Raw genomic sequence first — 22,610 nt, 5'->3', positions numbered from 1 at the left:
TCGCTGACTACTGGTACAAATACGTTGGCCTGAACGGCGCAGTGGTGGGTATGACCAGCTTCGGCGAGTCAGCCCCGGCGGAAGAGCTGTTCAAAGAGTTTGGCTTCACGGTAGAAAACGTTGTGGCGCAAGCTCAGGCGTTATTGAAGTAAGTTGAATTAGAGAAATCTGAAGGCATCCATCGGGTGCCTTTTTTATTGCTCCAACTTATGATCCATCTCCCATTTCTCACCGCAAATGACATAGGTCAAACTGCGAAATAGCCGCCCCGGTTACACTCTGGTTTCTAAATTATTGTTTAATGTTGTCGGTGTATGGGAAAGAGTGGCATAAACGCGGTCTCAAGGTGAAGTTGCAGTAAAACGCGGTTTAGTGTTGCTGATTTTCTCTGTGAACTGATGCGAAAATGCGGTAGAAGCAGGCAGAATATTCCTTTTATAGACACTTTGGTTTATGCTCAGCTGAACCGTTTCAGTTGGCTGTTGTGAGTGCAAATTCACGCTTGGGCATTGAACGTGCTGATGTCGTTGCAACCTTTTAAGGTCAGACATGTCAGAAAGGTTGTTGAGAATGATTCACCGTTACTGCGCACTGCATTACTATAGGGGTTACCGCCAAAAGGTGATCACCGTGTAACAGGGAGAGGTATGCCAATACGTATTGCAATTAATGGCTTTGGCCGCATTGGCCGTAGCGTATTGCGCGCGTTATACGAATCCGGGCGTCGGGCGGAAATCAGCGTTGTTGCTATCAACGAGTTGGCCAGCCCTGAAGGAATGGCTCACCTGTTAAAATATGACTCCAGCCACGGGCGTTTCGCGTGGGACGTGCGTCAGGAGGGCGAAGTCTTGTATGTCGGCGACGACAGCATCCGTTTGTTGCATCAACCGGACGCCTCCCGGCTACCCTGGGGCGAGTTAAGCGTTGATGTGGTCCTCGACTGCACAGGTGTTTATGGCAGTCGGGAAGATGGCGAAGTGCAGCTGGCTGCGGGTGCGAAGAAAATCCTGTTTGCGCATCCTGGCGGTCACGATCTCGATGCCACCGTCGTTTATGGTGTAAACCACGACCTGCTCGAGCGCCAGCACCGTATTGTCTCCAACGCTTCCTGTACCACGAATTGCATCATTCCTATTATTAAGCTGCTGGACGACGCTTATGGCATCGAATCCGGCACGGTGACCACCATCCATGCGTCGATGAACGACCAGCCGGTGATTGACTCTTATCATGCGGATTTACGCCGAACGCGCGCCGCGAGTCAGTCGATTATTCCGGTCGATACCAAACTTGCCGCCGGTATTACGCGCATCATGCCGAAGTTCTGCGATCGCTTTGAAGCCATCTCAGTACGGGTGCCGACCATCAACGTCACGGCGATAGATTTAAGCGTTTTTGTCGGGGGATGTGTGACGGTAGATGAGGTTAACCAACTGCTGCAAAAGGCCGCAAATGGCGCTTTTCGTGGTATTGTGGACTATACCGAACTACCATTAGTCTCAACAGATTTTAACCACGATCCCCATAGCGCCATCGTTGATGGTACGCAAACTCGGGTGAGTGGACAGCACCTGATTAAGACGCTGGTCTGGTGCGATAACGAGTGGGGCTTTGCCAACAGAATGTTGGATACAACATTAGCAATGTCCGCTAGCGGTTTCTAGTACGGCGTTTCTGGCCACCGGCTGGAAGTGCCCTCAAGCAACTTTAAAGAGAATCAACGAGAGGATTCACCATGTCTGTAATTAAGATGAGCGATCTGGATTTAGCGGGTAAACGCGTACTGATCCGTGCGGACCTTAACGTGCCGGTTAAAGATGGCAAAGTGACATCTGATGCACGTATTCGCGCGTCATTGCCAACCATCGAAATTGCCTTGAAGCAAGGCGCTCGCGTAATGGTTACTTCGCATCTGGGTCGTCCGACTGAAGGTGAGTACAACGAAGAGTTTTCTCTCCTGCCCGTTGTTAACTATCTGAAAGATAAACTGTCTTCTCCTGTTCGTTTGGCTAAAGATTACCTTGATGGTGTTGACGTTGCTGAAGGTGAATTGGTCGTTCTGGAAAACGTTCGCTTTAACAAAGGCGAAAAGAAAGACGACGAAGCGCTGTCTAAGAAATATGCTGCCCTGTGTGACATCTATGTGATGGACGCATTTGGTACCGCGCACCGCGCGCAGGCTTCTACCCACGGCGTAGGTAAATTTGCACCTATCGCGTGTGCCGGTCCGCTGCTGTCAGCAGAACTGGAAGCACTGGGCAAAGCGCTGAACAACCCGGCTCGTCCGATGGTGGCTATCGTTGGTGGCTCAAAAGTGTCTACCAAACTGACCGTTCTGGATTCTCTGTCCAAGATCGCTGACCAACTGATCGTTGGCGGTGGTATCGCCAACACCTTCGTGGCAGCACAAGGTAACAACGTCGGTAAATCCCTGTACGAAGCTAGCTTGGTTGATGAAGCTAAACGCCTGCTGACTATTTGCGATATTCCAGTTCCGACAGACGTTCGCGTCGCGACTGAGTTCTCTGAGACCGCAACGGCGACCGTGAAGTCTGTTAAAGACATCAAAGACGAAGAACAAATTCTCGACATGGGCGATGAGTCTGCTTACCGCCTGGCTGAGATCATCAAAAACGCTAAAACCATTCTGTGGAATGGCCCGGTTGGCGTGTTCGAGTTCCCTAACTTCCGTAAAGGAACCGAAATTGTGGCGCAAGCCATTGCTGACAGCGAAGGCTTCTCTATCGCAGGCGGCGGCGACACTCTGGCAGCAATAGACCTCTTCGGTATTGCTGACAAAATCAACTACATCTCTACTGGCGGCGGCGCATTCCTTGAGTTCGTTGAAGGTAAAGAGCTGCCAGCGGTCGTGATGCTGGAAGAGCGTGCTAAGAAGTAATGAACCTGACAGGGCAGCATAATGCTCCCTGTCTTCTATTTCGCGCGAGGGGCTGCTCAGTGGAACTCAGGCGAAATAGCAAACCGATTCAAATCCATCTACGGCCGACGATACAGGACAAAGAACCATGTCTAAAATTTTTGATTTCGTAAAACCAGGCGTCATCACTGGTGATGATGTGCAGAAAGTTTTCGCTATTGCTAAAGAAAACAACTTTGCGCTGCCAGCAGTTAACTGTGTAGGTACTGACTCTATCAACGCCGTTCTTGAAGCAGCTGCGAAGGTCCGTGCACCGGTTATCGTACAGTTCTCCAACGGTGGCGCGGCGTTCATCGCAGGTAAAGGCCTGAAAACTGACGTGCCACAAGGCGCGGCAATTCTGGGTGCGATCTCTGGCGCACTTCATGTGCACCATATGGCTGAACACTACGGCGTACCTGTTATTCTTCACACCGACCATTGCGCGAAGAAATTGCTGCCATGGATCGACGGTCTGCTGGACGCGGGTGAAAAACATTTCGCCCAAACGGGTAAACCGCTGTTTTCTTCACACATGATCGACCTGTCTGAAGAGTCTCTGGAAGAAAATATCGAAATTTGCAGCAAGTACTTAGCTCGCATGGCAAAAATCGACATGACTCTGGAAATCGAGCTGGGTTGCACCGGCGGTGAAGAAGATGGCGTTGATAACAGCCATATGGACGCCTCTTCACTGTACACTCAACCGCAAGACGTTGATTACGCTTACGAAAAACTGAACGCAATCAGCCCGCGCTTCACTATCGCTGCGTCATTCGGTAACGTTCATGGTGTGTACAAACCAGGTAACGTTAAACTGACTCCAACGATTCTGCGCGATTCTCAGGATTACGTTTGCAAGAAACACAACCTGCCACACAACGCGCTGAATTTCGTGTTCCACGGTGGTTCTGGTTCTACTGCGGCTGAAATCAAAGAGTCTGTAGGCTACGGTGTTATCAAAATGAACATCGATACCGACACCCAATGGGCTAACTGGGAAGGTATTCTGCACTTCTACCAGAAAAACGAAGCTTACCTGCAAGGCCAACTTGGCAACCCGGAAGGCGCAGACAAGCCGAACAAGAAATTCTACGATCCACGCGTGTGGTTGCGTGCTGCCCAGGCGTCTATGGTGACGCGTCTGGAACTGGCATTCAAAGAGCTGAACGCAGTAGACCGTCTGTAATTTCATTCATCTGACCTTATGGCCAGATTGTAATAATTATCATCAAGGGGCTTCGGCCCCTTTTTTATTGGCTGCTTTCCGGCCACAATACCTCCGCCATAAGCGTTTTCGCCTGAATCCCCGAAGAGAGAGCCATGAAGCCAAAATCTGTCACCCTGGATGATGTTGCGCGCCACGCTGGCGTTTCCTATCAGACCGTTTCGCGGGTGCTCAATCAGGCAGCGCACGTATCGTCGAAGACGCGCAATAAAGTTGAGCAGGCAATGGCTGCGCTCAACTACGTGCCGAACCGCGTTGCGCAGCAGCTGGCAGGCAAACAAAGCTTCACCTTGGGTCTGGCAACCACTGACCTGGCGCTTCATGCCCCGTCGCAAATCGCCTCTGCGGTGAAAACCCGGGCTAACCAGTTAGGGTTTAACGTGGTGATTTCGATGACGGATAACCTGAGCCTGACCGCTTGCCGTGCTGCGGTGAGCGAACTGATGTCGCAGCGTGTTGATGGCATACTGATCAACGTGCCGTTATCGAACGACAATGCGGCTGCGATGGCTCAGCTTTGTGGCAACTTGCCAGCCCTGTTTCTGGATGTCGATCCGCAAGCTGATGTGTTCAAAATACTGTTCGATCCCCACTGCGGGGCGGAGCAGGGTGTGGAACATCTTTTGTCACTTGGACATCAGCACATCGCCGTGCTGAGTGGCCCGCTGGAATCAATTTCTGCGCGACTGCGTTATGAAGGCTGGCTTGAAACGCTGGCGAAGCACCAGATTGCGGCTTGTGCGGTTGAGCACGGTGACTGGAGCGCAGCATCGGGCTACCAGCAGGCATTGTTACTGCTGAACCAGCCTGTGCGGCCAACGGCGATTCTGGTCGCCAACGATCAGATGGCGCTGGGTGTGCTGCGGGCAGTCCATGAATTTGGTCTGCGCGTACCGGAGCAAATCTCGATAATGGGTTATGACGATACCGAAGACAGTGCATTTTTCTTCCCGCCGCTGTCTACCATCAAACAGGACTTCCGCCTGCTCGGGCAGGAAAGCGTGAATCGTCTGGTCGCTCATCTGCATACCCACGGCGATCACCGCCAGTCATCACTGTTACTGCCGACCTCTCTGGTCGAACGCCATACCACGGCCAAACCAGGTGAAGTACATGTTTCACAGGAATCGTTGTCTCAGGAGCTGATCCGCATCGCGCGTCAGCTCAGCTCGCTGTAATTCTCAAAACTCAGAACGCATCGATGCGGAATCTGTGATCCGCGTCTCTTTCCTGCCTCCCTTCGCTTTACTTACTGCTTCGTGTTACGCATCTTTATTCATATTGTGAGCGCATAACAATTTTTTGTGGAGGATAAACGATGAGTAAATCAGTGGGCGAAAAACTGTCATCGCTGGCTGTGGTTTTGGCCCGTCGTGACTGGGAAAAGCCGGCATCGACGCAGTACAACCGCCTGGCCGCGCATCCGCCTTTCAACAGCTGGCGGGATACAGACGAAGCCAGACAGAATGACGTTTCTTCACATCTTCTTTCCCTGAACGGTGAGTGGGGATTCAGCTACTTCAACCGTCCCGAAGCCGTGCCGGAACAGTGGCTGCAACAGGATTTACCTGATGCTGACCGGATTCAGGTGCCGTCGAACTGGCAGCTTGCAGGGTACGATGCGCCGATTTATACCAACGTTCAGTATCCGATTCCAGTAAATCCGCCGTTTGTGCCGGAAGAAAACCCTACCGGTTGTTACTCGCTCACAGTCGATGTTGATAACACATGGCTGAACAACGGGCAGACGCGCATTGTGTTCAACGGTGTTAATTCTGCTTTCTACTTGTGGTGCAACGGCCAGTGGATCGGTTATTCGCAGGACAGCCGTTTACCGGCTGAATTTGATCTCAGCGGTGTGCTGCGCGCGTGCGAAAACCGTCTGACGGTGATGGTGCTGCGCTGGAGCGACGGCAGCTACTTGGAAGATCAGGATATGTGGCGCATGAGCGGGATCTTCCGTGACGTCACCCTGATGCACAAACCGGCTGAGCAGATCACTGATTATCAGGTGCGTACGCATCTCTACCACGGTTTCACGCAGGCCGAGCTGGAAGTGCAGGTCAGCGCTGCTGTGCCGCAAGAAACGGCCGCAGATTATCAGGTATGCGTTCAGCTCTGGCAGGGTGACAACGCAATCGCAGAACATCGGCAGCTACTCGGCAGCGAAACCATCGACGAACGCGGCAATGCATTCGACAAAACTACCGTGCGTCTGCCGGTCAGCCAGCCTGCGTTATGGAGCGCCGAGCAGCCTGCGTTGTACCGTGCGGTGATTTCTCTGATTTCGCCAAACGGCGAGTTAATCGAAGCGGAAGCCTGCAATGTCGGCTTCCGTCAGGTGGAAATTAGTAACGGGCTGCTGAAAGTGAACGGACAGCCGGTACTGATCCGCGGAACCAACCGTCACGAGCATCACCCTGAAAACGGTCAGGTGATGGATGAAGCAACCATGCGCCGCGACATTGTGCTGATGAAACAGCACAACTTCAACGCAGTGCGTTGCTCGCATTATCCCAACCATCCGCTGTGGTACCGGCTTTGCGATGAGTACGGCCTATACGTAGTTGATGAAGCCAATATCGAAACCCATGGCATGCAGCCGATGAACCGCTTATCAGACGATCCTGTCTGGTTCAACGCCTACAGCGAGCGCGTTACCCGCATGGTTCAGCGCGACCGAAACCATCCGTGCATCATCATCTGGTCGCTGGGCAACGAATCTGGCCACGGCGCGAACCATGACGCGATGTACCGCTGGATTAAATCTGTCGACCCGACTCGTCCGGTGCAGTACGAAGGCGGCGGCGCCAACAGCGCAGCAACCGACATTATTTGCCCTATGTATTCCCGCGTGGAGCAGGATCAGCCGTTCCCGGCCGTACCCAAATGGTCGATTAAAAAGTGGATCAGCATGCCGGGCGAAACGCGTCCGCTAATTTTGTGCGAATACGCACATGCCATGGGCAACAGTTTTGGCGGCTTTGATCAATATTGGAAAGCTTTCCGCCAGTTCCCGCGTTTGCAGGGCGGTTTCGTCTGGGACTGGGTCGATCAAAGCCTGACCCGAACCGGTGATGATGGTGTTCGCTATCAGGCCTACGGCGGCGATTTTGGCGATATGCCGAATGACCGTCAGTTCTGCATGAACGGTCTGGTGTTCGCCGACCGCACGCCGCATCCGTCACTGTTTGAAGCGCAGCGCGCACAGCAGTTCTTCCAGTTCACACTGGTTAGCACCGCGCCCCTAACGCTGCAAATTCAAAGCGAATACTTGTTCCGCCACAGCGATAACGAGCAGTTGGTCTGGCGCATTGAGCGCGACGGCGAGTTGATTTCACACGGTGATGCCGTGCTGAATATTACACCGAACGGCTCTCAGATGCTGGAACTTGGGCCGATCCCGCCAGCCGAAGGCGATTTGTGGCTGAATGTTGCCGTGCACCAACCACAGGCGACCGCCTGGTCGGAGGTTGGTCATCGCAGCGCGTGGGATCAGTGGCAACTGCCGCAGGCGCTGAGTCTGCCGGTGCCTGAAAAAACTACGGCTGCCGTACCGGTTCTTGATATGCAGGGTGATCAGATTTTCGTATCACATGGCTTACAGCGCTGGGCGTTCAGTCGGCAAAGCGGTTTGCTGGAGCAGTGGTTTGATGAAAAAACGCCGCGGTTGCTCTCTGCGCTTCGCGATCAGTTCGTGCGCGCGCCGGTGGATAACGACATCGGCGTCAGCGAAGTCACCCGCATCGATCCGAATGCGTGGGTAGAACGCTGGAAAGCCGCCGCTATGTACCAGTTGGAATCCCGTTTGTTAACCATTTCGGCCGATCAGTTGCAGGACAGCGTTGAGATCGCCACTTCACACGCTTTTATGGCGGGCGACGAAACGCGGGTACTGAGCCGCAAAATTTACCGCATCGACAATCGGGGCGAACTGCATATCGACGTCGACGTGCGCGTCGCTTCAAACGTGCCGTCACCTGGTCGGATCGGGATGACCTGTCAGTTGGCTGATACCGCAGAGGAAGCAAGCTGGCTGGGGCTGGGGCCGCATGAAAACTACCCGGATCGTCGTCTGGCTGCGCAACACGGCCGTTGGACATTGCCGCTGGACGCGTTGTACACGCCGTACGTCTTCCCGACCGAAAGCGGTTTACGCGGCGACACCCGCGAACTGGATTACGCCGGGTGGCAGTTGCGCGGTAATTTCCACTTTGGCCTGAGCCGCTACAGCCTGCAGCAGCTGATGGACACCAGCCATCGCCACCTGTTGCGTGAAGAGCAGGGCACCTGGCTGAACATCGACGGCTTCCATATGGGGGTCGGCGGCGATGATTCGTGGAGCCCGAGCGTCAGCCCGGATTTCCTGCTGACCGCCGGTCAGTACCATTACGCCTTCACCTGGAAACGCATCTGACATCCCGCGCCGTGGCGTTAATACGCTGCGGCGCAGCATTCAGTCGTAAGGAAACTGCAAATGAATTACATGAAAAATACCAATTTCTGGATGTTCGGGCTGTTCTTCTTTTTCTATTTTTTCATCATGAGTGCCTATTTCCCGTTCTTCCCGATCTGGCTGCACGACATTAATCAGATCAGCAAAAGTGATACCGGGATTATCTTCGCCAGCATTTCGCTGTTCTCATTACTGTTCCAGCCGGTGTTTGGTTTACTCTCGGATAAGCTGGGGCTGAAAAAGCATCTGCTGTGGATCATCACCGGAATGCTGATCCTGTTTGCGCCGTTCTTTATCTACGTGTTCGGCCCGTTGCTGAAAGTGAATATCTATCTGGGATCGGTGGTCGGCGGGATTTATCTCGGCCTGATTTACAACGCCGGTGCGCCTGCGATTGAAGCCTACATCGAGAAAGTCAGCCGCCGCAGTAGCTTTGAATTTGGCCGTGCGCGGATGTTCGGCTGTGTTGGTTGGGCGCTATGTGCGTCAGTGGTTGGCATCATGTTTACCATCAATAACGAGTTTGTGTTCTGGCTCGGCTCGGGTTGTGCGGTGATCCTCGCCATTCTGTTGCTGATTGCCAAACCGGAAGTCACCTCCAGTGCGCGGGTGGCAAACGATCTGGGTGCTAATACCAAACCTTTCAGTCTGAAGATTGCTCTCGAACTGCTCAAAGACCGCAAACAGTGGTTCCTGGCGCTGTACGTGATCGGTGTCTCCTGCACCTATGACGTGTTCGATCAGCAGTTTGCCAACTTCTTCACTTCGTTCTTTGATTCCTCGTCTGAAGGTACGCGCGTATTCGGTTATGTCACCACCATGGGCGAGCTGCTGAACGCCTGTATCATGTTCTTCGCGCCATTGATAGTGAACCGCATCGGCGGGAAAAATGCGCTGCTGTTGGCGGGTGCGATCATGTCCGTTCGCATCATCGGCTCCTCCTTTGCGTCTAGTGTGCTGGAAGTCGTGGTGCTGAAAACGCTGCACATGTTTGAAGTGCCCTTCCTGATTGTCGGCTGCTTCAAATACATTACGTCGGTGTTTGAAGTGCGTTTTTCTGCAACGATATATCTGGTGACGTTCTGCTTTTTCAAGCAGTTGGCCATTATATTTATGTCAGTTTTCGCCGGGAATATGTATGACCGAATTGGTTTTCACAGCACGTATCTGATCCTCGGACTGGTGGCGCTGACCTTCACGGTGATCTCAGCCTTTACGCTGACCGGGCGCGGTCCTTTCCAGGCATTCAAAACGCCTGACAGACTAAAAAGTAGCCGCGTAAATTCCTAATTTACAGCGGTCTTAACGCCGAGGTTGGAACTTCATCGCATTGTTAGTTAACCTTAATACCACTTGCTGCCCGTATATCGGGCAGTTTTGGTTTCTTGCAACCCGTCAGGGTACTATTTTGGGATACTTAAATGGATGATTTGAACGTTGTGGGTAGCATTAACAATGCTGGCAACTGGCTGGTGCGAAATCAAGATCTACTGCTGCATTATGCGGTGAACGTCGTGGCCGCTATTGCCATTTTGATCATCGGTTTGATCATTGCACGCATACTTTCTGGCGCAGTCAGTCGGGTAATGACGCTGCGAGGTATTGATCCGACCGTTTCCAACTTCCTGGCTGCCATGGTGCGTTACGCGATTATCGCTTTTACCCTGATCGCGGTACTGGGACGTATTGGTGTACAAACTACGTCGGTGATTGCCGTTATCGGTGCCGCCGGTTTGGCTATTGGTCTGGCGTTGAAAGGGGCTCTGTCCAACTTTGCCGCAGGTGTGCTACTGGTGATTTTCCGTCCGTTCCGCGCCGGTGAATATGTCGATCTGGGCGGCGTGGCGGGTACTGTGACGCAGGTGCAGATTTTCTCTACCACGCTGCGTACCGTCGACGATAAAGTGATTGTGGTGCCGAACGGTAAGATCCTTGACGGCAATATCATCAATACCTCACGTGAACCGAACCGTCGCACCGAAATCATCGTCGGTGTGGGTTACGACTCTGATATCGACGTGGTGAAAAAGATCCTCGGTGACATTATTGCTGTCGACAAACGTATTCAGCATGAGAAGGGTGTCACCGTCCGGTTGAACGAAATGGCCGCATCAACGCTTAACTTCGTGGTGCGCGTCTGGACGACCAATGGCGATGCGATGGAGGTTAACTGGGATCTGCTCGAAGCCTTCAAACGCGCGCTGGATAAAAACAATATCAACATTCCTTATCCGCAGATGGACGTACATTTGTACCGCGTTGCCGCAGCCGCGACCAGCCAGCAGGAAGCGCAGCGTTCAATCGAACAGAAAGGCGTGGCGGAATAATATCGCCGTTTCTGCATGACCCCTGAAGCGCCTGCGGGCGCTTTTTTTGTGGCTGCATCAGGTGATAATCAAAATTAGAAATTCTAATGGCGGATTAGAATTATCAATTTCCGCTAATGCATGAGCTCACATACACTGCGCGTTATTCACCTTTATAACCGATTAAGGATAACCACGTGCTGGCAATATTCCTGCAGGGATTGGCGATGAGTGCTGCGATGATTTTACCCATTGGGCCGCAAAACGCATTTGTCATGAATCAGGGCATCCGCAAACAGTATCATCTGATGATTGCCACCCTATGTGCCATCAGCGACGCCGTGCTTATTTGTGCCGGAATATTTGGCGGTAGCGCCTTGCTGAGCCAATCGCCGGCACTGTTGGCCGTGGTCAGTTGGGGTGGTGTGGCTTTTTTACTGTGGTACGGCTGGGGCGCATTTCGCACCGCCTTGAGCAAAAAACCCGAACTGGCACAGGCTGAAGTGGTGAAGCAAAGCCGCTGGAAAATCATGATCAGTATGCTGGCTGTCACTTGGCTGAATCCGCATGTCTATCTCGATACCTTCGTGGTGCTGGGCAGCCTGGGCGGTAGCCTCAGCAGCGATGAGCGCTCATGGTTTGCGCTCGGCGCGGTTTCGGCGTCGATGCTGTGGTTCTTCGGTCTGGCGATCCTCGCGGCGATGCTTTCACCCTGGCTTAACACCGGGAAAGTGCAGCGCATTATCAATTTTGTCGTGGGGGCGATCATGTGGGGTATCGCCTTGCAACTTGCCCGGCAAACCGGCCTTTTTTAAGATTTTGTCACTAATCTTAGTTCCTGGTGCCATCGAATATGCTACGGTTTTGCAGTTAACAAACGTAATGCCATATCTGAAATGATTAAAGGAGGCACTGTGAAATTGAAAGCATTGGCTATGGTCGCAATGTTGGGATTAGGAACGTTACCTGCTGCACTTCAGGCTGCTGAAGTCCCTGCGGGTCCACATGTGGTCACTTCAGGGACCTCCAGTGTTGATGCAACGCCGGACATTGCGACGTTGGCGATTGAGGTCAGCGTTTCTGCCAAGGATGCCGCATCGGCCAAAAAACAGGCTGACCAGCGTGTGGCCGAATATTTTGCCTTCCTGCAAAAAAACGGCATTGAAAAGAAAGATATTAACGCCGCTAACTTGCGTACTCAGCCAGAATATAACTACCTGAAAGATGGCAGCAGTGAGCTGAAAGGCTACCGTGCCGTGCGCCAAGTCCAGGTTACGCTGCGTCAACTCGACAAACTGAATGATCTGTTGGACGGCGCATTAAGCTCCGGCCTGAATGAGATCCGCGCCGTTGAACTGGGTGTTGCAAACCCGGACAGCTTCCGCGATCAGGCGCGTCAGAAAGCCATCGATAACGCCACACAGCAGGCAAAATCATTGGCGGAAGGTTTCCACGCCAAACTCGGCCCGGTTTACAGCATCCGTTACCACGTAGCGAACTACCAGCCAATGCCGGTAGCGCGTATGTATAAAACGGCGGAAGCCGCAGGCCAGAGCGATGCCGCTCAGACCTACGAGCAGCAGAGCATTCACTTCGATGATCAGGTTGATGTGGTGTTCGAAATTCAGCGCTGATATCCGTCTGAATGTATGAAAAAACCGCTGCGGCGGTTTTTTTGTTTCCTGCGGACGTCAGTCCCGATCGACTGAAAACGTCACTTCTTTTTGCGCCTCCAGTACGCGTAGCCTTTCCGTCAGCGCCTGGCTGATCGACATGTAAGCCGAACTCCCCAACGCAAGACGGAAAGGGGGTTGCAATGTGTTGGCCGCGGTGATCATCGCATCGACCGTTTTTACCGCATCCCCCTTAATGGAAAAATCGCCGGATGAAAGGGCACGGCGGACATCCCCAGCGGGTGTTTCTTCGTAGCAAGCCATTGGCTGTGCATGGTCCAGCCCATCGGCAAAATTCGTTCCGGTCGGGCCTGGCTCGATAAGCAGGAAATCAATACCGAAAGGTGCAACCTCCTGAGCTATGGATTCCACAAAGCCTTCGATACCCCATTTGGTCGCATGATAAAGGCTGAAGTTTGGATAGGCGATCTGCCCACCCTCTGATGAAACCTGCACAATTCGCCCACCACCCTGCGCACGAAGATGGGGTAACGCGGCGCGAATAAGCTGAATCGACCCCACTAGGTTCGTCGCGATTTGCCTCTCAATTTGCTCGTCGCTGGCTTCTTCACCGGCGCCGAACAGGCCGTACCCTGCATTGTTTACCACAATATCAATGCGTTCCATGCGGGAGAAAGCTTTCGCTAAGGCCGTTCTGATTGCCTGAGTATCGGTCACGTCGAGCATGATGACATGCAAATGATCGCCGTATTTTCTAAGCAGCTGATCCAGCGCGCCTGGTTTGCGCAGCGTAGCTACCACCCGGTCACCATGTTCCAGTAATCGTTCGGTGAGAATGCGGCCAAGACCGGTGGATGTGCCCGTAATAAACCATGTTTTTGTCATGTTACCCATCATCAAATAAGTTAAATGTCCGGCATTGAGGATAGGTCAATGTTATTGTTGCGTTAATACCCAGTAAACTGCATGAATAGATGAAAATAAAACACCAATGAATAAACCTACCTTTGCTGAATTAAGAGCATTCATGGCCGTAGCCGAGCACCGAAGTTTTCGACGTGCGGCCGATCTGCTGGGAGTGACCCGATCCACGCTCAGCCACACGGTGCGTGGGCTTGAGGATCGCCTGAATGCGAGACTGCTTCACCGGACTACGCGTAGCGTGTCGCTCACCGAGGCAGGGGATCGTTTTCTGAAACGCCTTGCTCCTCTGATGGGTGATCTTGATGCGGTGATCGGAGATGTTGCCGGAGAGCAGGGACGACCGATGGGGGAATTACGCATCAACGGCAGCGAAGGGGCTATCCGTTTGCTGTTGCGTAATATCGTGCCCGAATTTATGGTGCGTTACCCCGACGTGTCACTTGATCTCGTGGCTGAAGGGCGGCTGGTGGATATCGTCGAACAGGGATTTGATGCGGGTATAAGGCTGGGGGAGGCAGTGCCGCAGGATATGATAGCGATCCGGATGAGCGCGGATATGCGGTTTCTCGCTGTGGCTTCCCCTGGCTATCTGGCGACTCACCCGGCACCTGAAACGCCTGACGAGCTGGCCACCCATCAGTGTTTAAGACAACGGCTGCCAAGTGGTAAACGCTACCGGTGGGAATTTCGCTATCATGGGCATGAAGTGGCTATCGATGTGCCGGGGATACTGACGCTGGATAATACCCAACTGATGTTGGAAGCGGCTTCAGACGGACTGGGTATTGCTTATTTGCCAGAAACTTATGTGCATACTGCGCTTAATGAAGGACGTCTGGTGGCGGTGCTTGAAGATTGGTGCCCCGTGATCCCGGGGCTGTTTCTTTATTTCTCCGGTAACCGACATGTGCCAGCGAGCCTGAGAGCCTTTATCGATCTGCTCCGTGAGAAGAGTCGGTGAAATGCTTCCATCCTGCCGGACGGTTATTGCGGTAAATCAGTCCTGACGCAACACCTTGTGGCCATGCGCCAGCAATGCGTCGGTCACTTTGCGCATCATGCGGCTTTCCGGCGCAAAGCGGTGCCAGAACAGCATCCGGCGCTGGAACAGGCCCGGCGTGAGGTCGATCAGTTCGCCGCTTTCCAGTTCTCTTTCAATTTGCAGATGAGGGATCATACAGCAGGTGGTGCCCTGACGAGCCAGCTGCACGAAGGCTTCTGACGAGCTAACGATATGGCACGGTACGCTGCCCGGTGACAGATCAAAGTTCTGTTGCAGGAAAGCCTGATGCATATCGTCGAGATGGTCAAAGGCGACTGCGGGCGCTTTCAGCAGCGCACTACGGGTGACACCATTAGGGAAATAGCGCTCGGCAAAGGGTTTCGAGCCGACGAATAAATAGTCCAGCGCGCCCAGTTGATCCACCAAGCAGCTCGGCAGAGGCTGGGGTTGAATACTCACCGCACCAACGACTTCACCACGGCGCAGGCGTTCTTGCGTGCGAGTTTCGTCTTCTACCTGCAAATTGAGGCGAATAGGGGAGTCAACCAATACGGATTTCAGCGCCGGCAGCAGCCAGGTTGCCAGGCTATCGGCATTGACCGCCAGCGACAGCAGCAGAGGCGTGTCATTGCTGTCGGTACCGCTGTCATTACCCAGCCACTCCTCTTCCAGCAGTTCTACCTGATGCAGCAGCGCCAGCAACTTCTGTCCCTGTTCCGTCGGACGGGGCGGCACCGTACGGACCAGCAATGGCTGGCCGAATAAATTTTCGAGCTGCTTAATGCGTTGAGATACCGCCGATTGAGTGATGCAAAGTTTCTGCGCCGCGCGCTCGAAACCGCGCTCGCGGATCACCGCGTCCAGTGCTTGCAGCGTTCTATAGTCTGGGCGTTTCATCGGAGTTCTGTCTCCTGGATTTGATTTATCCAAATACTATGCCATAGATTTGCCGCTTTAGTGGCGGACAAAATCTTCACGGTGATCGGATGAATGAGATGATAAGTGTGATCTGGCGCGGATCCGGATGACCCAATTTTAGAGGACTTGCATTATAATCACTGGCACTGTTACTTCCACGAAACCCTCCGATCACAGAGCAGAGAAGCCATGATGACTCAGGAAGAATTAAAGAAAGCTGTCGGTTGGGCCGCTTTGGATTATGTCACTCCCGGCACTATTGTTGGTGTTGGCACCGGCTCTACGGCAGCTCATTTTATTGATGCACTCGGCTCTATCAAACATCAGATTGAAGGCGCGGTATCAAGTTCAGATGCATCCACCGCCAAACTGAAAAGCCTCGGCATTCACGTTTTTGACAGCAATGAAGTGGACGAGCTCGAGGTGTATGTCGATGGCGCTGACGAAATCAACGGACAGATGCAGATGATAAAAGGCGGCGGTGCCGCGCTGACCCGCGAAAAAATCATTGCAGCCATTAGCAAGAAATTCATCTGTATTATCGACGCCTCCAAGCAGGTAGACGTGTTGGGTAAATTTCCGCTGCCGGTGGAAGTGATCCCGATGGCGCGCTCTTACGTGGCGCGTGAGTTGGTTAAGCTCGGTGGCCTGCCGGAGTATCGCCAGAATGTGCTGACCGACAACGGCAACATCATTCTGGATGTGCATAATCTGTCCATCCTCGACGCCATCGCACTGGAAAATAAGATTAACGGCATTGCCGGCGTGGTGACGGTGGGTCTTTTCGCCAATCGCGGCGCAGATGTCGCGCTGGTGGGCACTGCTGAAGGCGTAAAAACCGTCACTTTGAAATAATTGATGCCCAGGCGGTTTTTAGCCTGATACTTGATAAGCAGAAGATCTGGCTGCGTGGTTTCTGACGCAGCCAGTCTGTATGCGGTTATAACTCAATGTTATGAATATGATAATTTTCCGGTTGAATCATCTTTTCTTCAAAAGCCTAAATTTGGTGACTTATGTCACGTTTCTCTTTCATACCTCGGTATCATCCGGCCCCGTTTTTCTTACCCAGCATTAAATTCTAAAAAGCCCTGCGCTGGCTGTGCCTTCTGCTGGGCAACAGGCAATCGTTTGTATTGATGATGGCGAATTTTTTGTTATGTTGGCTGTGTTACAGCCTTAAGGTCGCCACGTCAGAAGTAATAAATCGTCGGTCGCAAACATCGTCAGTCAGAAAAATAGGGTCGGGAAATGGCAAAAGTATCACTCGAGAAAGACAAGATTAAATTTTTGTTAGTGGAAGGCGTCCACCAAAGTGCGGTTGATTCACTCCGCGCAGCGGGTTACACCAATATTGAATTTCACAAAGGTGCTTTGGATGTCGAATCGCTGAAAGAATCGATTCGTGATGCACACTTTGTTGGACTCCGATCGCGTACCCAGTTGACTGAAGATGTTTTTGCCGTGGCTGAAAAGTTGATTGCCGTGGGTTGTTTCTGTATCGGTACTAACCAGGTTGCTCTGGATTCCGCTACCCGCCGCGGGATCCCGGTATTCAATGCGCCGTTCTCCAATACCCGTTCCGTGGCCGAAATGGTGCTCGGCGAAATGTTGCTGATGATACGTGGCATTCCCTCAGCCAACGCCAAAGCCCACCGTGGCGTGTGGCATAAACTGGCGGTTGGCTCGTTCGAAGCACGTGGCAAACGTCTTGGGATCATTGGCTACGGCCATATCGGTACACAGCTCGGTATTCTGGCGGAAGGCCTGGGCATGCAGGTGTTCTACTACGACATTGAAAGCAAGTTGCCGCTCGGCAATGCGCAGCCGATTGCGAGTTTGAATGAACTGCTGAAAACCAGCGATGTGATCACGCTGCACGTACCTGAAACGGCAAATACCAAAGACATGATTGGCGCTGACCAGTTAGCGCAGATGAAGCCTGGCGCATTGCTGATTAACGCCTCGCGCGGCACGGTGATTGATATTCCTGCTCTGTGCGATGCGCTGCGCAGCAAGCATATTTCCGGCGCGGCTATCGACGTATTCCCTGAGGAACCGGCCACCAATAGCGACCCGTTCCTGTCGCCGTTGTGCGAGTTTGATAACGTGATCCTGACGCCGCATATCGGTGGTTCCACTATGGAAGCGCAGGAAGGGATCGGTCTGGAAGTGGCAGGCAAACTGGCGAAGTACTCTGACAACGGTTCAACATTGTCAGCGGTTAACTTCCCGGAAGCGTCGCTGCCAGCGCATGGCGCCAGCGCCAGCCGTCTGCTGCATATTCACGAAAACCGCCCAGGCGTGCTGACCAGCATCAACCAGATTTTCGCCGAGAAGGGCATCAATATCTCCGCCCAGTATCTGCAGACCAGCCCACAAATTGGTTATGTGGTCATCGACGCCGAGACAGACGTTGCTACACTGACCGACGCACTGCAATTGATGAAGGCAATACCGGGAACCATCCGCGCACGTCTTCTGTACTAATATGCTGGTCATACTTCGAGCTATAGCGGCGTTGGCTGCCACTCGAAGGATTTATAGAACATCAACATCGATAGATTTTTTCAAGGCGCCTGCGGGCGCCTTTTTGCTGGTCTTTATTCACCACTTCCACACTCTGCCAGGGGTAATAACCTCGGGCAGAGGCACGTCCCACTTCTCCACCGGTAAGTCACTGACCTGCTGACAATCATGCGCCAGTCCAATTGGATAGGGTCCGCCATGCTGCCAGTGCTCAAGCGTGCGGTCATAGAAGCCGCCGCCCATGCCCAAGCGTTGGCCATGCTGATCAAAAGCCACCAGCGGCGTCAGAATAATATCCAGTTGCGAAAGTGGGACGACCTGTGTGACGTCTAACTGCGGCTCGAGTATCTTCAGCCGGTTGCGGATGAGCCGCGTTTCTGGCGTGTAGCGGAGAAACAGTAGATTACCGGGGCTGAAAGGATGTAATACCGGCAGACAAAGCTGCTTGCCGTCCTGCCACAGACGTAAGGCCAGCGGTGCGGTATCGAGTTCGCCATCAAAAGAGAGAAACACTGCGATCGTTGAGGCTACATTAATGCGCGGGTGTGAGGCAACGCGTTGAGCGGCCTGATGCGAAAAATGGGATTGTTGTTCGGGGGTAAGACTTTTTCTGCGTTGGCGGATTTCAGTTCGAAGCGTTTGTCTGGTTAAAGCATGCTGAGGAGTGTGCGACATAGATACAAGAACCAAAAGGATTGTACCGGGAAGAAAGAGGGGATCTCCGAGATGCCGTCGCAGGCTGTAACCCTTGAACCCATGGTTCAAGGTGAACGCGCTGTCGCAGTCTTTAGGCTTCTCGGACGGGCCGAGCATGCGCACCGATTACGGATCATCACATTCTGTTGGTACTAATTATCGGCTCAGGGGACGGGCCCGCTGGCGAACATCTCAGAGAATTCTTTTACTCGTTGCTGACTGCCTGTGACAAGCGAATCAACCCCTTAAGTTATTCGTAAATTGCAGTTATTCGAAAGGTGCCCCTTCACGTTCAGAGATCTTACCTTGTTCGAGCAATGCCTGCTCTATGGTCTGTTGCAGCATCCGAATACGTTGTTCCATATTGGAGGCATAATCACGGGTTTTCAACCGTTCCTGAGCAAGTTCGTGACACACATTCAGTGCCGCGATAAAAACTAATTGCTCTGTATTGGTGACTCTAGTGCGAACTTTAAGATCTTGCAACCGCTGATTAAGATCTTCAGCAGCCATGTTCAATGCTTCTTGTTGTTCTGGCGGACAATTCACTCGTAACGAGCGGCCAAAAATTTGAATATCTACTGGTTGTGCAGACATGCCACCTTCCTGCCTTCTTTGAACGCCGCCCCAACCTGAGCACTGTGTCTCGACACAGGATGTTGGAAGCGACTTCACTATAACTATCTCAATACCAGGTTACAACCCTATAACGAACTAAGTGCTGGATATTTGTCCAGTGCATTTGCCGGCCAAAGTAAGGCTTAACAACTGCCGTTCGCTGGTCTGCTAATCTGGTACTACGACTGACCTTGGTGGTAGCATAACACGAACTTAACCGGCCAACGATGGCGAATACGCATGTCTATTGATAATACTTATCCTACTTATGATTCGTTGGAAAGCGCACTGAAACAACAATCAGTCGCCCTGACGGCAGCAGAAATGCACGGGCTGATCAGCGGCCTACTGTGCGGTGGCAACCGTGACGGCAGTTGGCTGACGCTGGTCCATGATCTGACCAATGAAGGTATGGCGTTCCCGCATACGCTGGCTGACTTACTGCAACAACTGCGAAAAATCACCGCAGATACGCTGGAAGATGACAGCTTTGAATTCAAAATGCTGATGCCTGATGACGAAAAACCAATCTTTGAACGCGCTGATGCGCTTGCCGGATGGGTTAACCATTACCTGCTCGGCTTAGGCATGATGCAACCGAAACTTGCCAAAGTGAAAGGCGAAGTCGGTGAAGCGATTGACGACCTGCGCAGCATCGCGCAGCTTGGCTATGAAGAAGATGAAGATCAGGAGCAACTGGCCGCGTCTCTCGAAGAGGTGGTCGAATACGTCCGCGTTGCCGCGATTCTGTGCTTTGGCGAATTCAGCCACAGCCATCCGCTGGCACCGGAAAGTCCACGCACATTGCATTAAGTTCTTCATGAATGGCTTTATAACCATGAACTAAAACGGTTTCAGGAGAAGGTGAGATGACTTTGCACGAATACCAGAATCGTCGTCAGGCGCTATTAGCCAAGATGGCGCCGGGCAGCGCCGCCATTATTTTCGCCGCGCTAGAAGCAACACGTAATGCCGATAGTGAATATCCTTTCCGTCAAAGCAGCGATTTCTGGTATCTGACGGGTTTTAACGAACCAGAAGCGGTGCTGATCCTGGTGAAGAGTGATGAAAACCATAATCACAGCGTCCTTTTCAATCGCGTACGCGATCTGACGGCGGAGATCTGGTTTGGTCGCCGTCTTGGTCAGGATGCGGCACCGGTAAAGCTGGGCGTCGATAAAGCCCTGCCGTTTGACGACATCAACGATCACTTGCACCTTCTGCTGAACGGCCTTGACGTGGTGTACCACGCACAAGGTTATTACGCCTATGCGGACGAGATAGTCAACCGCGCGCTGGACACCCTACGCAACGGTTTCCGTAAGAACCTGGCCGCGCCAGACACCGTCATTGACTGGCGTCCCATCGTGCATGAAATGCGGCTGTTCAAGTCGCCTGCCGAGATTGCCATCATGCGTCGCGCCGGTGAAATCACCGCCCAGGCCCATACCCGTGCGATGGAAAAATGCCGCGCAGGTCTGTTTGAATACCATCTTGAAGGCGAAATTCATCACGAATTCACCCGTCACGGCGCGCGTTATCCTTCCTATAACACCATCGTCGGCAGCGGTGAAAACGGCTGCATTTTGCATTACACCGAAAATGAATCTGAACTGCGCAGTGGCGACTTAGTACTGATTGATGCCGGTTGTGAATATAAGGGCTATGCCGGTGATATCACCCGCACTTTCCCGGTCAGTGGCAAATTCAGTAAAGAGCAGCGTGAAATCTATGACATTGTGCTGGCGTCTGAATATAAAGCGCTGGACGTTCTGCGTCCGGGGAGCAGTATTCAGGAAGCCACCGAAGCTGCGGTCCGCGTGATGATCGCAGGGCTGGTGAAGCTGGGGATCCTCTGCGGCGACGTCGAGACACTGTTCATCGAGCAGGCGCACCGCCCGTTCTTTATGCATGGTTTATCGCACTGGCTGGGGATGGATGTGCACGATGTTGGCCATTATGGCAGCGTCGATCGCAGCCGTACGCTGGAACCCGGCATGGTATTGACCGTTGAGCCGGGCCTGTATATCGCGCCAGATGCCGATGTACCAGAAGCCTATCGCGGCATTGGTATCCGCATCGAGGACGACATTCTGATCACCGCCACGGGCATTGAGATTTTCACTGGCGACGTCGTTAAAGAAGCCGATGACATTGAAGCGCTGATGGCGGCGGCACGGAAATAATATGAGCATCATTATTGTTGGCGGCGGAATGGCCGGTGCCACGTTGGCGCTGGCGGTTTCTGCTCTGACCGCAGGTCGTCTGCCGGTACATCTGATTGAAGCCTCGGCGCCTGCCAGCGGGACACATCCAGGTTTTGATGCCCGTTCGATAGCTCTGGCACAAGGCACCTGCCGACAGCTGGCGCGCATCGGGTTATGGTCCGCGCTGGCGGATATTGCCACGCCTATCAGCGACATTCATGTCAGCGATCGCGGCCACGCTGCTTTCGTCAATCTCAACGCCGCGCATTATGGCGTTGAGGCACTGGGGCAGGTGGTTGAACTGCATGACGTCGGCCAGCGCCTGTTTGCCCGGCTGAAAGAAGCGCCGGGCGTAACGGTGCATTGCCCAGCGAAAGTGGTTGAAGTCAGCCGTGCGCAAGATTCTGCGACGGTTACTCTGGACAACGGCCAACAGCTTATAGCGCAGGTACTGGTGGCGGCCGACGGTACTCATTCTCAACTGGCGAAAGCCTGTAATATTTCCTGGCAGCAGGAGGATTATGCTCAGGTGGCGGTGATCGCTAATATTGCCACCAGTGAACCGCACCGTGGTCGCGCGTTTGAGCGCTTTACGGCGCACGGCCCGCTGGCGCTATTGCCTATGTCCAAAGGGCGAAGCTCGCTGGTGTGGTGTCATCCGCGCGAAGCCAAAGCTGAGATCGACGGCTGGAGCGAAGCGCAGTTCCTCGCCGAACTACAGAAAGCCTTTGGCTGGCGGTTGGGGAAAATGCAGCAGGCCGGTGCGCGCTTTAGTTACCCGTTACAGTTAAAAACGGCTAACAATCACATTAGTCATCGTCTGGCTTTGGTCGGCAATGCCGCGCAAACGTTGCATCCCATTGCCGGGCAGGGTTTCAACCTTGGTTTACGCGACGTGATGACGCTGGCTGAAACGCTGGCTGACGCGCATCGTGCGGGACAGGACGTCGGCAGTTATCGCGTGCTGAGCGGTTATCAACAGCGCCGTCAGCCAGACCAGCAGGCTACGGTTGGCGTGACTGACGGTCTGATCCATCTTTTTGCCAACCGTTACGCGCCTTTGATGGTGGGCCGCAACCTTGGCCTGATGGCGATGGAGGGCATCGCGCCATTGCGTGATGCTTTTACCCGACGGACGCTCGGCTGGGTTAGCCGTTAAGACAGGCTTTGAGCC

General features: G+C 53.1%; 20 protein-coding genes and 1 other RNA gene. 16 read left to right on the top strand and 5 right to left on the bottom strand.

The features are described 5' to 3' along the window. The 10 genes from ACMV8I_RS14170 to ACMV8I_RS14125 form a co-directional block, all read left to right on the top strand. A partial coding sequence (locus tag ACMV8I_RS14170; RefSeq protein WP_498865854.1) for a transketolase-like TK C-terminal-containing protein occupies positions 1 to 152 on the top strand: 152 nt, incomplete at its 5' end. A gap of 495 nt (positions 153 to 647) precedes the next feature. After that, complete coding sequence (gene epd, locus ACMV8I_RS14165) at positions 648 to 1,664, top strand: erythrose-4-phosphate dehydrogenase (RefSeq protein ID WP_498865848.1); 1,017 nt, start codon at positions 648 to 650, stop codon at positions 1,662 to 1,664. A 71-nt stretch (positions 1,665 to 1,735) separates the two neighbouring features. Beyond that, positions 1,736 to 2,899 carry a phosphoglycerate kinase gene (gene pgk, locus ACMV8I_RS14160; RefSeq protein WP_498865847.1) on the top strand — a complete coding sequence of 388 codons (1,164 nt, stop codon included), beginning with the start codon at positions 1,736 to 1,738 and terminating at the stop codon, positions 2,897 to 2,899. Positions 2,900 to 3,026: 127 nt separating this feature from the next. Continuing rightward, positions 3,027 to 4,106, top strand: coding sequence for a class II fructose-bisphosphate aldolase (fbaA, locus tag ACMV8I_RS14155; RefSeq protein WP_498865846.1), 1,080 nt, complete (start codon positions 3,027 to 3,029; stop codon positions 4,104 to 4,106). 134 nt (positions 4,107 to 4,240) lie between these two features. After that, a complete protein-coding gene (locus tag ACMV8I_RS14150; RefSeq protein ID WP_498865845.1) occupies positions 4,241 to 5,323 on the top strand; it encodes a LacI family DNA-binding transcriptional regulator in 1,083 nt (360 codons plus the stop codon). Between the two features lie 140 nt (positions 5,324 to 5,463). Further along, positions 5,464 to 8,562, top strand: a complete 3,099-nt coding sequence (locus ACMV8I_RS14145) for a beta-galactosidase (RefSeq protein WP_498865844.1) — start codon at positions 5,464 to 5,466, stop codon at positions 8,560 to 8,562. 60 nt (positions 8,563 to 8,622) lie between these two features. After that, positions 8,623 to 9,891 carry an MFS transporter gene (locus ACMV8I_RS14140; RefSeq protein WP_498865843.1) on the top strand — a complete coding sequence of 423 codons (1,269 nt, stop codon included), beginning with the start codon at positions 8,623 to 8,625 and terminating at the stop codon, positions 9,889 to 9,891. Between the two features lie 131 nt (positions 9,892 to 10,022). After that, positions 10,023 to 10,928 carry a small-conductance mechanosensitive channel MscS gene (gene mscS / locus ACMV8I_RS14135; RefSeq protein WP_498865842.1) on the top strand — a complete coding sequence of 302 codons (906 nt, stop codon included), beginning with the start codon at positions 10,023 to 10,025 and terminating at the stop codon, positions 10,926 to 10,928. A gap of 176 nt (positions 10,929 to 11,104) precedes the next feature. Continuing rightward, positions 11,105 to 11,722: an arginine exporter ArgO gene (gene argO, locus ACMV8I_RS14130; RefSeq protein WP_498865841.1), complete on the top strand. Its 618-nt coding sequence runs from the start codon at positions 11,105 to 11,107 to the stop codon at positions 11,720 to 11,722. Positions 11,723 to 11,821: 99 nt separating this feature from the next. Beyond that, complete coding sequence (locus tag ACMV8I_RS14125; RefSeq protein WP_498865840.1) at positions 11,822 to 12,541, top strand: oxidative stress defense protein; 720 nt, start codon at positions 11,822 to 11,824, stop codon at positions 12,539 to 12,541. A 57-nt stretch (positions 12,542 to 12,598) separates the two neighbouring features. Here ACMV8I_RS14125 and ACMV8I_RS14120 read toward each other — a convergent pair whose 3' ends face one another. Continuing rightward, on the bottom strand, positions 12,599 to 13,426 hold the full coding sequence (locus ACMV8I_RS14120) for an SDR family oxidoreductase (protein WP_498865839.1): 828 nt from the start codon (positions 13,424 to 13,426) through the stop codon (positions 12,599 to 12,601). Positions 13,427 to 13,532: 106 nt separating this feature from the next. Here ACMV8I_RS14120 and ACMV8I_RS14115 point away from each other — a divergent pair, with 106 nt between their 5' ends. Then, positions 13,533 to 14,426 (top strand): LysR family transcriptional regulator, encoded by an 894-nt coding sequence (locus ACMV8I_RS14115; protein WP_498865838.1) that lies wholly within the window; start codon positions 13,533 to 13,535, stop codon positions 14,424 to 14,426. Positions 14,427 to 14,462: 36 nt separating this feature from the next. On the opposite strand, the gene ACMV8I_RS14110 is transcribed toward ACMV8I_RS14115, so the two are convergent. Continuing rightward, positions 14,463 to 15,365 carry a LysR family transcriptional regulator ArgP gene (locus ACMV8I_RS14110; RefSeq protein ID WP_498865837.1) on the bottom strand — a complete coding sequence of 301 codons (903 nt, stop codon included), beginning with the start codon at positions 15,363 to 15,365 and terminating at the stop codon, positions 14,463 to 14,465. A 213-nt stretch (positions 15,366 to 15,578) separates the two neighbouring features. On the opposite strand from ACMV8I_RS14110, the gene rpiA reads away from it, so the two are divergent. Both rpiA and serA read left to right on the top strand, forming a co-directional pair. Continuing rightward, a complete protein-coding gene (rpiA, locus tag ACMV8I_RS14105; protein ID WP_498865853.1) occupies positions 15,579 to 16,241 on the top strand; it encodes a ribose-5-phosphate isomerase RpiA in 663 nt (220 codons plus the stop codon). 396 nt (positions 16,242 to 16,637) lie between these two features. Next, the gene (serA, locus tag ACMV8I_RS14100; protein ID WP_498865836.1) at positions 16,638 to 17,876 is read left to right on the top strand and encodes a phosphoglycerate dehydrogenase; all 1,239 of its coding nucleotides are present in this window, start codon (positions 16,638 to 16,640) and stop codon (positions 17,874 to 17,876) included. A gap of 117 nt (positions 17,877 to 17,993) precedes the next feature. Here serA and ACMV8I_RS14095 read toward each other — a convergent pair whose 3' ends face one another. From ACMV8I_RS14095 to zapA, 3 genes are all read right to left on the bottom strand, one after another. Next, on the bottom strand, positions 17,994 to 18,590 hold the full coding sequence (locus tag ACMV8I_RS14095) for a 5-formyltetrahydrofolate cyclo-ligase (protein WP_498865835.1): 597 nt from the start codon (positions 18,588 to 18,590) through the stop codon (positions 17,994 to 17,996). 39 nt (positions 18,591 to 18,629) lie between these two features. After that, a non-coding RNA gene (ssrS, locus tag ACMV8I_RS14090) (6S RNA) lies at positions 18,630 to 18,813 on the bottom strand. A 65-nt stretch (positions 18,814 to 18,878) separates the two neighbouring features. Further along, positions 18,879 to 19,208 carry a cell division protein ZapA gene (zapA, locus tag ACMV8I_RS14085; RefSeq protein WP_034793021.1) on the bottom strand — a complete coding sequence of 110 codons (330 nt, stop codon included), beginning with the start codon at positions 19,206 to 19,208 and terminating at the stop codon, positions 18,879 to 18,881. 261 nt (positions 19,209 to 19,469) lie between these two features. Here zapA and ACMV8I_RS14080 point away from each other — a divergent pair, with 261 nt between their 5' ends. The 3 genes from ACMV8I_RS14080 to ubiH are packed head-to-tail and all read left to right on the top strand — an operon-like array spanning position 19,470 to position 22,595. Further along, positions 19,470 to 20,042, top strand: coding sequence for a YecA/YgfB family protein (locus ACMV8I_RS14080; RefSeq protein WP_498865834.1), 573 nt, complete (start codon positions 19,470 to 19,472; stop codon positions 20,040 to 20,042). A 56-nt stretch (positions 20,043 to 20,098) separates the two neighbouring features. Then, positions 20,099 to 21,415: a Xaa-Pro aminopeptidase gene (gene pepP / locus ACMV8I_RS14075; RefSeq protein WP_498865833.1), complete on the top strand. Its 1,317-nt coding sequence runs from the start codon at positions 20,099 to 20,101 to the stop codon at positions 21,413 to 21,415. Position 21,416: 1 nt separating this feature from the next. Beyond that, positions 21,417 to 22,595 carry a 2-octaprenyl-6-methoxyphenyl hydroxylase gene (ubiH, locus tag ACMV8I_RS14070; protein ID WP_498865832.1) on the top strand — a complete coding sequence of 393 codons (1,179 nt, stop codon included), beginning with the start codon at positions 21,417 to 21,419 and terminating at the stop codon, positions 22,593 to 22,595. Positions 22,596 to 22,610: the final 15 nt, after the last annotated feature.

This window comes from Ewingella sp. S1.OA.A_B6 (genome assembly GCF_049889095.1).
In the GTDB taxonomy this organism is placed as follows: Bacteria; Pseudomonadota; Gammaproteobacteria; order Enterobacterales; family Enterobacteriaceae; genus Ewingella.
The sequence above is the reverse complement of the archived record's forward strand: the minus strand, read 5'-3'. Positions and strand labels throughout refer to the sequence as shown.

Excerpts from the sequence above, each read along its gene's own strand:
- epd (WP_498865848.1), top strand. The coding sequence starts at position 648 with ATGCCAATACGTATTGCAATTAATGGCTTTGGCCGCATTGGCCGTAGC.
- pgk (WP_498865847.1), top strand. The coding sequence starts at position 1,736 with ATGTCTGTAATTAAGATGAGCGATCTGGATTTAGCGGGTAAACGCGTA.
- fbaA (WP_498865846.1), top strand. The coding sequence starts at position 3,027 with ATGTCTAAAATTTTTGATTTCGTAAAACCAGGCGTCATCACTGGTGAT.
- ACMV8I_RS14150 (WP_498865845.1), top strand. The coding sequence starts at position 4,241 with ATGAAGCCAAAATCTGTCACCCTGGATGATGTTGCGCGCCACGCTGGC.
- ACMV8I_RS14145 (WP_498865844.1), top strand. The coding sequence starts at position 5,464 with ATGAGTAAATCAGTGGGCGAAAAACTGTCATCGCTGGCTGTGGTTTTG.
- ACMV8I_RS14140 (WP_498865843.1), top strand. The coding sequence starts at position 8,623 with ATGAATTACATGAAAAATACCAATTTCTGGATGTTCGGGCTGTTCTTC.
- mscS (WP_498865842.1), top strand. The coding sequence starts at position 10,023 with ATGGATGATTTGAACGTTGTGGGTAGCATTAACAATGCTGGCAACTGG.
- ACMV8I_RS14120 (WP_498865839.1), bottom strand. The coding sequence starts at position 13,426 with ATGACAAAAACATGGTTTATTACGGGCACATCCACCGGTCTTGGCCGC.
- ACMV8I_RS14115 (WP_498865838.1), top strand. The coding sequence starts at position 13,533 with ATGAATAAACCTACCTTTGCTGAATTAAGAGCATTCATGGCCGTAGCC.
- ACMV8I_RS14110 (WP_498865837.1), bottom strand. The coding sequence starts at position 15,365 with ATGAAACGCCCAGACTATAGAACGCTGCAAGCACTGGACGCGGTGATC.
- rpiA (WP_498865853.1), top strand. The coding sequence starts at position 15,579 with ATGACTCAGGAAGAATTAAAGAAAGCTGTCGGTTGGGCCGCTTTGGAT.
- serA (WP_498865836.1), top strand. The coding sequence starts at position 16,638 with ATGGCAAAAGTATCACTCGAGAAAGACAAGATTAAATTTTTGTTAGTG.
- ACMV8I_RS14095 (WP_498865835.1), bottom strand. The coding sequence starts at position 18,590 with ATGTCGCACACTCCTCAGCATGCTTTAACCAGACAAACGCTTCGAACT.
- zapA (WP_034793021.1), bottom strand. The coding sequence starts at position 19,208 with ATGTCTGCACAACCAGTAGATATTCAAATTTTTGGCCGCTCGTTACGA.
- ACMV8I_RS14080 (WP_498865834.1), top strand. The coding sequence starts at position 19,470 with ATGTCTATTGATAATACTTATCCTACTTATGATTCGTTGGAAAGCGCA.
- pepP (WP_498865833.1), top strand. The coding sequence starts at position 20,099 with ATGACTTTGCACGAATACCAGAATCGTCGTCAGGCGCTATTAGCCAAG.
- ubiH (WP_498865832.1), top strand. The coding sequence starts at position 21,417 with ATGAGCATCATTATTGTTGGCGGCGGAATGGCCGGTGCCACGTTGGCG.